The following is a 13273-nucleotide window of genomic DNA, read 5'->3' as shown; positions in this document are numbered from 1 at the left end:
ATCCGATGGCGGGTTGTTTCACCGCTGACGGGTTCTAACCGGTCAGCGGTGAAACAACTCGCCAGGGAGCATCCGGGAATGCGCTTTCCGGGTTAGGGCTGGGCGGCGGACTTGCCGGTGAGGTAGAGGGCCCAGCCGAGGAGGCCGAAGGAGACCAGCATCAGCAGGGTGCGGAGGAGGTTGAACGCGCGCCACCGGGCCTCGTCGAAGGCGGCTCGGGCGGCGGCGACGTCGATGGTGGCCGGGTCACCGGCCGCCTTGAGGGCGTCGTTGAGCGGGACGTTGACCGCGATCGTCACGATGATCGTGATCAGGTTGAAGGCGAAGGCCACCGCGAGCCACGGCAGCGCCGGCTCCTTCAGGCTGAGCAGACCGGCCAGCAGCGCGAACACCGCCGAGCCGACGAAGCCGAGGAGCAGGAAGACCGGGTTGAGGATGGCCCGGTCGACCGCCTGGAACGCGCCGACGAAGGTTTTGTCGTCGGTCGTGGCCAGGCCGGGCATGAAGGCGTTCGAGTAGATCGCGTACACGCCCGCCATCAGCCCGGTGGTGATCGTGGCCGCCATCAGCGCCGCCACCCGCAGTCCGTTCATCTCTCTCCTCCAGCACGGCGGGAACGCCCCGCACCGGAAAGCTATGGCACCGCGGAGCCCACGGACATGTCAGCGAATCTCACGTCCATGTCCGCGCAACTCACAACCGCGCGCACTGCCCGGAACGCGGCCCCGAGACCTGGTTGGGCGCCTGCAGGTTCACCGGCGCCGGCGCGTTCCCCGAGCAACTCAGCGGCCCCTCGACCGTGTTCCCAGCCAGTACGGCGGCCTCCGTCGTACGTCCCCTGGTCACGGACACCGGCCCGTCGACCGAGGACCCGACCGCAACCATGCTCCGGGTCACGCCATCGGCGGTCACCGGTCCGCCGACTGTGCTCCGCAGCAACTGGAGATCGGCTGCCCTGTCGGCCCGGACCGGTCCCGCGATGCGAGTGCCGGTGGCAACCAACGACGCGCCTGACTGGACCTGCACCGGGCCGTTGATCGTGGCATCGACCAGGCAGGTGACGCCGGATCCCACCACCAGTGGACCGTTGTGGACTCCGGTCACGGTCGACGTACAGGCCGGAGCCGGCCGCAGCAGGGTCACCGCGAACCGCCGCGGTGTCCCGATGTTGCCGGTGGCATCGATGGCCCGGTACTCGACCTGGTGCCGACCGTACCCCGGCGGTACGTCGTCCCAAGGCACCACTCGCGGCACCCCGAGCTTGCCGTAGACGAGCTGGTCGATCTCGGTCCCCTCGGCCGTGAACCGGAACGGCGCGGATGCGTCCGTCGGCCAGCCGAAGTAGTTGTACCAACCGTCCCCGTCGACCCGGAACTCCGGAACGACGTACCCGGCGCTGTCGTCGGTCGCGGCCAGACCCATGGTGAACGCGTCGTTGTAGATGTACTCCGGGCCGGTCGGCTTCTGAACGGTCAGCAACGGCTTCGACAGCGTGGACTTAACCACCGGCTCGACCCCGTCGACCGACCAGGTCAGCGTCTGGTCGCCGACGCTCGCGGTCAGCGTGTGCCGCCCGGTCAGGTGTAGCGGCTCGAGGTCGAAGTCCCGGTCATTGCCCGGGTTGGCGACCGGCGCACCGTCCAGCCGCCACGTGATCGAGGGCTGCTCGGTCGAAGACTGCGTCGTCTCGGCGTACACCACCTCGTCGGCGCTCACCGGATGCTCTGTCGAGGTCGACCCGGTGAACGTCACCGGCTCCGCCGCCGGGGACGCCGTCATCGTCGTGTTCACGGTCCAGGAGCGGCTCGCAGTCGGACGTACGGCGGGATCCCGGATGTACTCGGTGGGGTCGACGACCTTCGCGGTCAGCGTGTGTTGCCCGGGCGTGAGGTCGAGGGCCGCGAGGTCCACGGCGCGGGCGTTCGCGGTCGGGAGCGCCGTACCGTCCAAGGTCCAGGTCACGTCGAGCTCGTGGCTCAGCGGGTGCAGGGTCTGCAGCCAGACGACCTGGTCTCCGGCCACCTGACCGACCGGCGTGCTGTCCTGGAAGAGGTTGGTCCGGGACGAGATCCGCTGCGTCATCCGCTCGCGGGACACCTGGTCGAAGTAGTAGCCGAGCGCCTTCATCATCGAGTGCCGGCTGGGTCGCCAGACCCCGGACCCGGCGTACATGCCGCCCTCGTACCGGCCGATCGTGCCGCCGGACTCTGACGGCTCACCGAGCCAGCGGTACCACTTCTTCTGCTGGTCCCGCATCTGCTGCTCGGTCAGCATGGTGTGGTGGATCGAGGACGGCTCCGGCCCTTCGTACGGCGCTCCACGCTCACCGCGGGCGTAGTAGTCGTACTCGTCCTGGAGGCCACCGAGCGAGTGGCCGAGCTCGTGCGGGGTGATCAGTGCGGAGAGCGCGTTGCCGCCGGACGCGGTCGCGTAGGTGCCACCGGCGCCGCCGTACGTGTCGCTGTTGCCGATAGCAAGGATCTGGCGGTTGGCGCCAGTCGTGCCGGGGACCAGGTCGGCGTACTGGGTGGCGGCGTCGGAGTCGACGGTGAGCAGGCGCTGGACGCTGCCCGGGTTGCAGCCACCCCAGAAGCCCATCTGCAGTGGGGTTTCGACCTGCGGCGAGGTGAGGTCCGGGTCGCAGTCGACGCCGCTCTCCGGCGAGGTGATCTCGACGGCGTACACATTGAAGTAGTCGCGGTACGACTTGAACGGCTCGATGCTCCACAGGATGTTGAGGTGCTTGTCCACCTGTTCGCGGAACTTCGGTAGTTCGGCGGCGGTGTAGCCGTCGCCCATCACCACCAGGTTGAACCGGGACGCCGCTGGACCGGTGACCTGGATCGGGACGACGGTCGCCGAGGCCTCCGTCGTACTGGCTCCGGCCGCCGTGGGCAGGCCCGCGAACACCGCCGCGACCACCCCGAGAACCGCCACGAGTCGTCTGGTCCGCATGACCCCTCCCAGTGTGGGCGACACTGCCGTCAGCAGCTTACGAAGCGGCGGCGATCCGTGTCAGGAGTTCCCGCGCGGCGACTTGCGGGCCAACCGGGCCGCGGTGCGGCATCATGAGGGGTCGGGGAACTGTGAGGAAAGGACATCGATGACGGAACCGGCGCAGGCGCCGCGGTCCGAGCCGGACCGCGGACCACACGCGGTCGACGCCGGTGACGGTGACGGCAAGGGCATCTACTGGGTGCTGAAGAACGTGCTGGTCGGTCCGCCGGTCAAGCGGATCTTCCGGCCGATCGTCGTCGGCGCCGAGAACATCCCGGACCTCGGTCCGGCGATCATCGCCAGCAACCACCTCTCGTACTCCGACTGGATCTTCATGCCGCTGGTGCTGCGCCGGCGGGTCACGTTCGTGGCGAAGTCCGACTACTTCACCGGCGCCGGGATCAAGGGCCGGTTCCAGCGCGGCTTCTTCAAGGGCACCGGCCAGGTGCCGATCGACCGGTCCGGCGGGTCCGCGTCCGAGGGCGCGATGCGGGCCGGGATGAAGGTGCTGGAGCGCGGCGAGCTGTTCGGCATCTACCCCGAGGGCACCCGCTCCCACGACGGCCGGCTGTACAAGGGCCGCACCGGCGTCGCCCGGCTGGCGCTGGAGGCCAAGGTCCCGGTGATCCCGTGTGGCGTGATCGGCACCGACGTGGTCGCCCCGCCCGGCAAGGTGGTCGCCTCGTTCGCCTCCCCCACGGTCAAGTTCGGCCATCCGCTGGACTTCTCCCGCTACGAGGGGATGGAGAGCGACCGGCTGATCCTGCGCGCGGTCACCGACGAGATCATGTACAAGATCATGGAGTTGTCCGGCCAGGAGTACATCGACATGTACGCCACCAAGGCCAAGCAACTGGAGGGCCGCGCGACCACCGGCGCACCGAAGAAGGTCCGCAAGTCGGACACCTGATCCGCGACGTGAGACAGCAGGGGTCTAGGCTGGTAGACCGTGGACGGACCGATCGCTTACCAGGGTGAGCCAGGCGCCAACTCGGCGATGGCGTGCACCGAGATGTTCCCCGACCGCGAGCAGCTGCCCTGTACGACGTTCGAGGACGCGCTCGAGGCGGTCAGCAGCGGCCGGGCCGGGCTGGCGATGATCCCGGTGGACAATTCGATCGCCGGCCGGGTGGCGGACATCCACCACCTGCTGCCGGAGTCCGGGCTGCACATCGTCGGCGAGCACTTCCTCCCGATCCACTTCCAGTTGCTCGCGGTCCCCGGGGCGTCGATCGACGGGATCCGGACGGTTCGCAGCCACGTGCACGCGCTCGGCCAGTGCCGCAAGATCATCCGCGAGCACGGCTGGTCCACTGTGGTCGCCGACGACACCGCGGGCGCCGCCCGCGAGGTCGCCGAACTGGCCGACCCGACGGTCGCCGCGCTGTCCCCGCGAGCCGCGGCCGAGCTCTACGACCTCGAGACCTTGGCGAGCGACGTCGAGGACGAGCACCACAACACCACCCGGTTCCTGGTGCTCTCCCGGGAGCCCGACGTACCTCCGGTCGGTTCCGGGCCGATCATCACCAGCTTCGTCTACCGGGTCCGGAACGTCTCGGCCGCGCTCTACAAGGCGCTCGGCGGGTTCGCCACCAACAACGTCAACATGACGAAGCTGGAGTCCTATCAGCTCGGTGGGATGTTCTTCGCGACCCAGTTCTACGCCGACATCGAGGGCCACCCGGACGACCCGAACGTCGCTCTGGCGCTCGAGGAGCTCGCGTTCTTCTCGGTCGAGGTCCGCATCCTCGGCGTCTACCCCTCGCACCCGTTCCGCGCCCAGATCGCCGAACCGGCCGCGAACCGGGCACTGCGTCCGCACCACTAAATTGGAGCGCGGCCGCCAGGTGGTGGCCGTAGGGTTCCCGGGTGCACATCGTGACGGTCGACGGCCGGGATCCAGACATCTTCCAGCAGTTCTTCGCGGTGAAGGACGCCGTACGCCGCGAGGAACTCGAGTTCCCCGTGGGTCTCGCGATGGAGGAGGCCCGGGTCCTGATGACCGGCGACCACTCCGACCTGCGGGCCGACGGTCTGGGGCTGGTGGACGGTGACGCCTGGCTGGGGATCGCGTGGCTCGACTGGTGGCTGCTCGACAACACCGACACGGTCGACGTGGAGTTCGCGGTCGATCCGGCGTACCGGCGGCGCGGGGTCGCGTCGCGCCTGTTGGAGGCAGTGATCGAACGGGCCCGGGCCGAGGGCCGGCGGATGATGACCGGGATCAACGTGGCCGGCGATCCGGTGACGGGCGAGAGCCCCGGTACGGCGTTCGCCTCGGCGCGCGGGTTCGTCCGCAAGCACGCGGAGCTGCACCAGGTCCTCGAACTGCCGCTATCCGAGGAGCAGTTGGCCTCGATGGGGCGGCCGGTCCCCGGTTACGAGATCGTGCAGTGGGGTGAGCACACGCCGGACGAGTGGCTCGACCAGTTCGCCGAGCTGATCACCGGGATGTACGCCGACGTACCGCATGGCGACCGTACGGTCGAGGCGACCCGGTGGACGCCCGAGCTCGTCCGCGAGGCCGAGGCGCGCCGTGTAGCTCAAGGCCGCTTCACCTACACCACTGCCGCCGTCCACACCGACTCAGGCGCGTTGGCGGCGTACACCCAGATGGGCGGCACGCCCGAGCGACCCGATCGCCTGAACCAGTACGACACGTACGTCCACCGGCCACACCGCGGCCGCCGCCTCGGCATCGCCGTCAAACTCCCCAACCTCCGCTCCCTCCAGTCCCGCCTCACCCACCCGGCCGTCCTGCACACCTGGAACGCCCCGGAGAACACCCCGATGATCGCCGTCAACGAGAAACTGGGCTTCCGCCCCACCGCCCAACGAACCGCCTGGGAACGCCGGCTCTAGCTGAACTCGGTCGGGAGTTGCGGACTTGGACCACTCACCAACCCTTGTGATCTGCGGATCTGCAAGCCATCACAATGGGAGGCCATGACGTCACTCCAGCCGGCGGACGTCCTCCGCCGAGCCATTGTGATGGCCTGGCGGTCCGCCATCTAGCTGATCACCAAGGCGTTCAGGTGCCAGTGCTTGGCGGCGTCGCCTGACAGTTCCAGATCGGTGACGCCACCTGGCACGGTGAAGTGCAGCCACGTGAACTCGCCGGTGCCGAGCGAGGGACTCGCCGCCAGACGGGTGGAGCCGGCGCCGACGTACGTCGGATCGGACGGTTGGGTGGCGTCGCCGACGAGCAGCCAGATGTCGTGGTCGCCGTCGGGTACGGCGATCCGGAGGACCCGGGGATTCGTGTCGTTGACGAAGTCGCGGCGCAGGTCGTCGAGGACGGCACGATCGCGGGACATCGGGCCCGTGCCGACCCAGCCGAATCCGGCCGTTGCATCCCAGGCCGAGGCTTGGGACAGACGGTGATATCCAGGCTGCAACGGACTCGCATCCGTCCCCGCATCGAGCGCCAGCACCGCGGCGTCGCCTGGTGGTGCGGTCAACACCACCTCGGTGCGGCTGCGGTCGGTCACCTCACCATCCACAGCGGCCTCGACGTCCAGCGCGAGTACGGCGGGGTCCGGGCCGGGGACAACGGTCACGGCGAGTTGCTCGATGGTGCCGGCCGCCAGGGACGTAGTGGTCTCCCGGGCGGTCCATCCGGCTGGGACCGCCACTCTTGCGGTCGCCTCGACGGGTGCATCGGTGGTGTTGGCCAGCGTGACCGTCACGGTGGTCTCCTGGCCGCAGAGCATCGGTGAAGGAGCGGCGACGTCTGTCACCACCACCGGCGGCAACTCGGCTGCCGGGTCCGGGATCACCAAGGCGACCAGATGCCAGTGCTGGTTGGGTACGCCGCTCAGCTCGAGGTCGACGTCTCGCCCGGCCGACCCACCGTCGAGGGTCACGCGAACCCAGCCGTACAGCCCGCCCAGCAGGAACTCGCTCTGCGCCAGCAGCTTGCCCTCAGAGCGGACGAACGTCGGCCAGCAGTCCGCGCTCGCGTCACCGATCAGCAGGTAGGCATCCGACTGGCCGGGCGGGACGCTCAGCCGAAGCACCCGAGCCGCGGTGTCGTTGACGAAATCGCGTCGGAGTACATCGAGCCGAGCACGATCACGCGATTGCGGCGCCGTACCGACCCAGCCGAAACCTTTGCCCGGATCCCACAGGTCCGAAGGCGACAACCGCTGGTAGCCCGCGAGGACCGGACTCGACGCCGCGCCCGCATCCAGCGCGAGCCGGCACCGAGCCCCGACCGGTGCCACCAGTACCTGCGTCGTCGTCCCGAGCACCGGCATACTCCCACCCGAGGCTTCGAGATCGATCGTTGCGATCTGCGGCGTCAGCGGCGGAGTGACGGGCACCGAGAACGCCGCGAACTCGCGCGGAGGCAGCGCAACAGTCCCCTCGCTGCTGGTCCAGCCGCTCGCCGGGGCGACCCGAGCGGAGAGCTCCACCGAACAAGGCGACGCGTTGCCGGCACTCAGCGCCAGCAGATTGGGCCAGCCACCCAGCAGCAAACCGTCGCCGTCCTGCCGCAACTGCGCCCAGGACCGCGACTTGTCGAGCACTCGACCGGCCTCGAAGTAGTAGCTGACGATCGAGTCCCGCCACAGCCGGGCTTGCAGCACCTGCTGGTCGAACCGCTCCAGCGTCGTGGCGAACCGGCTCCGATCCACCCGCGACTGCAGCGACTGCCACGCCGTACGCAGGCGACCCGCGTCGTCCATCCCGTCGAAGTGCGAGTCGTAGATGTGCTGGATCACCGTCTTCCCGGAGTGCAGGCGGTGGCTGTACGGGACGTGGTGCAAGAACAGCAGCAGCTCATCAGGACACTCGGCCAGTGACTCGTACTGCTGCGACACCGGCGGGTGGTAAAGCCCGGTGAACCCGACCCCGGTCGCCACGGTCCGGTCGAATCCGGTCCCGTCGCGATCGGCCTTGTTCCATGGCGCATTCCCCGCCGGGCTGGGCGTGAAGTGATCACCGGCGATCATGAACCCGACCCCGAGCGGCGAGGTGTAGTCCTCGTAGATCTCGCGAGACCGCAGCAGCATCGAGGTCAGCGTGCGGACCACCCGATCGTCCGGCCCGAACGTCATCCGCACCCACTCCTCGGCGACGTCCTCCGCAGCGAGACCGGGATTCCACACCAGCCGCGCATAGCCGTGTGTGTTGGCCGCCGCCAGCGGATGCCTGGTCCAGTTGCGATCCGACCCGAAGTTCATCACCCCGGCCGCACCCTCGACGATGCGGGCGACCGTCGTACCGCGGCCGGCCGCGTAGGTGTCGAAGCCGTAGACCTCCTTCCACTCCGGCACCAGATAGCACAGATGTGTCGACTGCCCGGTGTACTCCTGCGTGATCTGCAACTCGGCCATCGTCCGCGTCCGCGGCATCGCACCGAACAACGGATGCACCGGCTCGCGCACCTGGAAGTCGATCGGCCCGTTCTTGATCTGTACGACGACATTGGCGGCGAACTGACCGTCGAGCGGCTGGAACGTCAGGTACGACTTGCTCGCCCACGTCACCGGGTCGAAGTCGTGGATGAACGCCCGCCACATCACGATCCCGCCGTACGGGCGAACGGCCTCGGCGAGCAGGTTGGCGCCGTCGGCATGGGTCCGGCCGTACGTGATCGGACCGGGCTGTCCCTCGGAGTCGGCCTTGACCAGGAAACCGCCGAGGTCCGGGATCACGTCGTAGATCTCGCGGGCCTTGTCCCGCCACCAGGCCTTCACGCCGTCGTCGAACGGATCCGCCGTGGCCAGGCCGCCGAGCACGATCGGGGCGGCGAAGTTCGCGGACAGGTAGAGGCTGACGCCCCACGACCGCAGCACGGCGGCCAGTCCGGCCAGCTTCGGCAGCATCTCGGTCGACAGGAACGCCGGGTCCGCGTTGACATTGTTGACCACGGTGCCGTTCAGCCCGACCGAGGCAAGGATCCGGGCGTAGTCGCGATCCCGCGGCCCGGTCCCGGGCAGCTTGTCCCATGCGAAGATCGACTGCCCGGCGTACCCGCGTTCCACGCTGCGGTCGAGGTTGTCCCAGTGATTGACCAGGCGCAGTGTGTTGACCGGGCGTTCGTGGATGTCGAGCTGGGTGATGCGGCGTTCGGTCTGCAGCAGTCGCAAGAGATGGAAGGCGCCGTACAGGACACCTCGCTCGCCCTCGCTCGCGACGATGGTGGCGTTGCCGCGGGTGCGCACGACGTATCCCTCAGGACCGAGGCGGCGGAGTTCGGCCCGATCGACGGACGCGGCGACGTACTTCGAGGTGCTGGGCGTGCCGATGATGACTGCGCCGTCGTGCTTCGGTGCCGCGAGGCGAGGGACTGCGCGCGCCGTGACGGCCGAAAGTCCCTGGACCAGCTCCGTTGCCGCCGAGTCGAGGACGTCGTGGCTGGGTGCCACGACATGAGTGAACATACGGCGGTACTCCGGCAGCCGGGACGGGCCTGCCTTGCGGTAGCGCAGCCAGAGCTCGTGGCCGTCCTCGTCGGGAAGGCCGGTGGCGGCCGACGCGATCGCCGGATCGATCAAGCCGCCGGCGACGAGTGCGCCGCCGGTCAGCAACACCTGCCGACGCGTGAACTTCATGTCGACGTCCTTCCTGTGGGCGGTCAGGAACCGGTTCCTGACCGTAAGTTCGGCATCGACCGCAGTCAAGGGCAAGGGATCGTGAAACACCTGTCATGGCAAGGATTCCTGGTCTGTGAGCTGTCCAATGTGCAGCCGGCGCGGTAGGTTTTCAGGAACCGGTTCCTGATCAGCTGGAGGATGTGTGCGCCGGACCAGGCAGGTGACGATCCTGAGCGTCGCGGCGGCTGCGGGCGTCTCGAAGTCGACCGTGTCCAGGGTCATGAACGGCACCCCCAGCGTCGATCCGGAGATCGTCACAAGGGTCCGCGACGTCGCCACCCGGCTGGGCTACCGCCCGAGCGGGACCGCGCAGAACCTCTCCCGCGGCCGGACCGGCATCGTCGGCGTCCTGGTCCCCGACCTGGCCAACCCACTGTTCGCCGCCATCCTCAAGGGCATCTCGGCCGAGGCCGAGAAGGACGGCTACCGCACCCTGGTCGCCGACGCCAACGAGCAGCCCGGCGAAGAGATCCGCCACCTGCACGAGCTCGCCCGGCAGAGCGACGGCCTGATCCTCTGCGGTCCCCGGATGAGTACGCCGGACTTGGCCGGACTGGCCGAGCTCGACGAACCGATCGTGGTCGTCAACCGCAAGCCGGCCCGCAGCCTGTTCCCCTCGGTCACCGTCGACAGCCACGCGGCGGTCGATGCGCTCTGCCGTCATCTCGACGCTCTCGGTCACACCCGGCTCTGCTACCTCGCCGGTCCCGCCGAGGCCGCGGCGGAGACCGATCGCTGGTCAGCCCTGCAGTCGTCGATCCGGAGCCGGACCAAACTCCTCCGGATCCCCGCCGGCGCAATGCTGGACGACGGCCACGCGGCCGCCGACGAGGCTCTCGCCACGGGTGCCACCTGCCTGATCGGCTTCAACGACCTGGTCGCGCTCGGCGCACTCGCCCGGCTGCAGGAGCTCGGGTTCGCGGTCCCTGACCGGGTGTCCGTGGCCGGTTTCGACGACATCGTCTACGCCCGCTACACCTCCCCCGGCCTGACCACGATCGCGATGCCCCAGACCGAGTTCGGCCAGGAGGCGTGGCGCCTGCTCTCCCCCTTCCTCCAGGGCCGCAAAGGCCGTCGTACCCGGACCCTCCAGGCCCGGCTGGTCATCCGGCCCAGCACAGGTCCCGCTCCGATGCGGGGATAGCCGGTCACCGGCGTTAGGCTGGTAGGCGCTCTGACCCCGACCGGAAGTACTCGATGAGCGTCGAATCCCTGTTCCCGCGCCTGGAGGCGCTGCTGCCGAGCGTGCAGAAGCCGATCCAGTACGTCGGAGGCGAGCTGAACTCGGTCAGTAAGGACTGGGACTCGGTGAGCGTCCGCTGGGCCCTGATGTACCCGGACGCCTACGAGGTCGGCCTGCCCAACCAGGGCGTCCAGATCCTCTACGAGGTGCTGAACGAGCGCGACCACATCCTGGCCGAGCGGACGTACTCCGTCTGGCCGGACATGGAGCAGGTGATGCGGGACAACGCGATCCCGCAGTTCACCCTCGACAGCCACCGGCCGGTCCGGGCCTTCGACGTCTTCGGGCTGTCGTTCTCCACCGAGCTCGGCTACACCAACATGCTGACCGCGCTCGACCTGGCCGGGATCCCGCTGTACGCCGCGGACCGGACCGACGAGGACCCGATCGTGCTGGCCGGCGGGCACGCCGCGTTCAACCCGGAGCCGATCGCGGACTTCATCGACGCCGCCGTACTCGGTGACGGCGAGGAGATCGTGCTGGCGATCTCGGACGTGATCCGGGAGTGGAAGGACGAGGGCAGCCCGGGCGGGCGCGACGAGGTGCTGATGCGCCTGGCCGCCTCCGGTGGCGTCTACATCCCGAAGTTCTTCACCGTCGAGTACCTCGCCGACGGCCGGATCAAGCGCGTCGCGCCGAACCGTCCGGGCGTCCCGTGGCGGACGGCCAAGCACACGGTGATGGATCTGGACGCCTGGCCGTACCCGAAGAAGCCGCTGGTCCCCCTGGCCGAGACCGTGCACGAGCGGTACTCCGTGGAGATCTTCCGCGGCTGCACCCGCGGGTGCCGGTTCTGCCAGGCGGGCATGATCACCCGGCCGGTGCGTGAGCGCAGCATCACCACGATCGGGGACATGGTCGAGAACGGGCTGAAGCAGTCCGGGTTCGAGGAGGTCGGGCTGCTCAGCCTGTCGTCGGCCGACCACAGCGAGATCGCCGACGTGGCCAAGGGCCTCGGCGACCGGTACGAGGGCAGCAACGTCTCGCTTTCGTTGCCGTCGACAAGGGTCGACGCGTTCAACATCACGCTGGCCAACGAGTTCTCCCGCAACGGCCGGCGCAGCGGCCTGACGTTCGCCCCCGAGGGCGGGTCGGACCGGATGCGCAAGGTGATCAACAAGATGGTCACCGAGGAGGACCTGATCCGCACCGTGGCGGCGGCGTACGGGCACGGCTGGCGGCAGGTGAAGCTGTACTTCATGTGCGGCCTGCCGACCGAGACCGACGAGGACGTGCTGGCGATCGCCGACCTGGCCAAGAAGGTGATCGCGACCGGTCGCGAGGTGTCCGGCCGGCGCGACATCCGGTGCACGGTGTCGATCGGCGGATTCGTGCCGAAGCCGCACACGCCGTTCCAATGGGCCTCGCAGCTGGGCGCCGAGGAGACCGACGCGCGGCTGTCCAAGCTGGCCGCCGCGATCCGCTCCGACAAGGGCTACGCCAAGGCGATCGGCTTCCGGTACCACGACGGCAAGCCCGGCATCATCGAGGGCCTGCTGTCCCGCGGCGACCGCCGGGTCGGCCGCATCATCGAGCAGGTCTGGCGCGACGGCGGCCGGTTCGACGGTTGGAGCGAGCACTTCTCCTACGACCGCTGGGTCGAGTCCGCCGACAAGGCGCTGGCCGGCGAGCCGGTCGACCTCGCCTGGTACACCACCCGCGAGCGCGAGTACGCCGAGGTCCTGCCCTGGGACCACCTGGACTCGGGCCTGGACCGCGACTGGCTGTGGGAGGACTGGCAGGACTCGCTCGAGGAGGACGGCGCGATCGAGGTCGAGGACTGCCGCTGGACCCCCTGCTTCGACTGCGGCGTCTGCCCCCAGATGGGCACCGAGATCCAGATCGGCCCAACCGGCAAGAAGCTCCTGCCGCTCTCGGTCGTCTAGCGCGCAGGAGCGTCAACGCAGCGGCATGATCGTCGTACGCCGGTGATGCTCGAAGACGACCGAACTGCGGATGTCGGCGATCTCCTGGCGCTTGGCCAGAGCGAGGACGAGGTCGCGCAGTGCCTGGGTGTCCTTGACGGCGACGTGAGCGAGGAAGTCGGAGCCGCCGGAGACCATGAACATCGCCAGAGTCTCGGGCAACTGGTTCACGTAGTCCTGGAAGGCGGTGGCTACGGCCATTGCCTGGGGACGGAGCTTGATCGAGATGATCGCCTGGGTGGAGCGGTCGATGGCCTTCAGGTCGACCTCTGCGTGGTAGCCGGTGATCACGCCGCGGTCGCGTAGGCCGCGGATCCGCTCCAGGCAGGTGGACGGTGCGATGCCGAGCTCGGCCGCCATGTCGCGGTTGGTCCGGCGGGCATCGTTCTGCAGCATCCGCAGGAGCGCCGTATCAAGTTCGTCCATGACAGGCAGTTTCGCAGATCTGCCGAACGACGTTCGGAACCGATCGCGAACGGCCGCGCACGCAGCTAGGTTTACCG

The 13273-nt window shown here is 68.8% G+C and carries 9 protein-coding genes; 5 read left to right on the top strand and 4 right to left on the bottom strand.

Going from position 1 to position 13273, the window contains the following annotated elements:
* Window positions 1–92: 92 nt before the first annotated feature.
* Entirely contained in the window at window positions 93–593 is a 501-nt protein-coding gene (locus tag ACGFH6_RS31480; protein ID WP_393391196.1) for a DUF1772 domain-containing protein, read from the bottom strand.
* A 100-nt stretch (window positions 594–693) separates the two neighbouring features.
* Window positions 694–2955, bottom strand: coding sequence for a M64 family metallopeptidase (locus ACGFH6_RS31475; RefSeq protein ID WP_393391194.1), 2262 nt, complete (start codon window positions 2953–2955; stop codon window positions 694–696).
* Between the two features lie 148 nt (window positions 2956–3103).
* Between ACGFH6_RS31475 and ACGFH6_RS31470 the strand changes: the two genes are divergently transcribed.
* Genes ACGFH6_RS31470 through ACGFH6_RS31460 form a run of 3 tightly spaced genes read left to right on the top strand, consistent with a single transcriptional unit; the run spans window position 3104 to window position 5859 of the window.
* Window positions 3104–3907, top strand: coding sequence for a lysophospholipid acyltransferase family protein (locus ACGFH6_RS31470; RefSeq protein WP_393391192.1), 804 nt, complete (start codon window positions 3104–3106; stop codon window positions 3905–3907).
* 39 nt (window positions 3908–3946) lie between these two features.
* Window positions 3947–4825, top strand: coding sequence for a prephenate dehydratase (locus tag ACGFH6_RS31465; protein WP_393391190.1), 879 nt, complete (start codon window positions 3947–3949; stop codon window positions 4823–4825).
* 41 nt (window positions 4826–4866) lie between these two features.
* Window positions 4867–5859 carry a GNAT family N-acetyltransferase gene (locus tag ACGFH6_RS31460; RefSeq protein ID WP_393391188.1) on the top strand — a complete coding sequence of 331 codons (993 nt, stop codon included), beginning with the start codon at window positions 4867–4869 and terminating at the stop codon, window positions 5857–5859.
* 149 nt (window positions 5860–6008) lie between these two features.
* On the opposite strand, the gene ACGFH6_RS31455 is transcribed toward ACGFH6_RS31460, so the two are convergent.
* Complete coding sequence (locus tag ACGFH6_RS31455) at window positions 6009–9560, bottom strand: alpha-glucuronidase family glycosyl hydrolase (protein WP_393391186.1); 3552 nt, start codon at window positions 9558–9560, stop codon at window positions 6009–6011.
* A gap of 184 nt (window positions 9561–9744) precedes the next feature.
* Between ACGFH6_RS31455 and ACGFH6_RS31450 the strand changes: the two genes are divergently transcribed.
* Together ACGFH6_RS31450 and ACGFH6_RS31445 are read left to right on the top strand one after the other, a co-directional pair.
* Window positions 9745–10746, top strand: a complete 1002-nt coding sequence (locus ACGFH6_RS31450; RefSeq protein WP_393391184.1) for a LacI family DNA-binding transcriptional regulator — start codon at window positions 9745–9747, stop codon at window positions 10744–10746.
* 53 nt (window positions 10747–10799) lie between these two features.
* Complete coding sequence (locus ACGFH6_RS31445; protein ID WP_393391182.1) at window positions 10800–12731, top strand: TIGR03960 family B12-binding radical SAM protein; 1932 nt, start codon at window positions 10800–10802, stop codon at window positions 12729–12731.
* A gap of 12 nt (window positions 12732–12743) precedes the next feature.
* Here the strand turns inward: ACGFH6_RS31445 and ACGFH6_RS31440 are convergent, their stop codons facing one another.
* Window positions 12744–13196, bottom strand: coding sequence for an Lrp/AsnC family transcriptional regulator (locus ACGFH6_RS31440; protein ID WP_393391180.1), 453 nt, complete (start codon window positions 13194–13196; stop codon window positions 12744–12746).
* Between the last annotated feature and the right edge of the window lie 77 nt (window positions 13197–13273).

The organism is Kribbella sp. NPDC049227 (assembly GCF_043197265.1).
GTDB lineage: Bacteria > Actinomycetota > Actinomycetes > Propionibacteriales > Kribbellaceae > Kribbella.
Note: the sequence above shows the minus strand (reverse complement) of the source record. Positions and strands in the feature narration are given on the sequence as shown.

Coding starts and splice junctions, on each gene's coding strand:
- ACGFH6_RS31475 (WP_393391194.1), bottom strand. CDS start 2,955: ATGCGGACCAGACGACTCGTGGCGGTTCTCGGGGTGGTCGCGGCGGTG.
- ACGFH6_RS31480 (WP_393391196.1), bottom strand. CDS start 593: ATGAACGGACTGCGGGTGGCGGCGCTGATGGCGGCCACGATCACCACC.
- ACGFH6_RS31440 (WP_393391180.1), bottom strand. CDS start 13,196: ATGGACGAACTTGATACGGCGCTCCTGCGGATGCTGCAGAACGATGCC.
- ACGFH6_RS31455 (WP_393391186.1), bottom strand. CDS start 9,560: ATGAAGTTCACGCGTCGGCAGGTGTTGCTGACCGGCGGCGCACTCGTC.
- ACGFH6_RS31470 (WP_393391192.1), top strand. CDS start 3,104: ATGACGGAACCGGCGCAGGCGCCGCGGTCCGAGCCGGACCGCGGACCA.
- ACGFH6_RS31445 (WP_393391182.1), top strand. CDS start 10,800: ATGAGCGTCGAATCCCTGTTCCCGCGCCTGGAGGCGCTGCTGCCGAGC.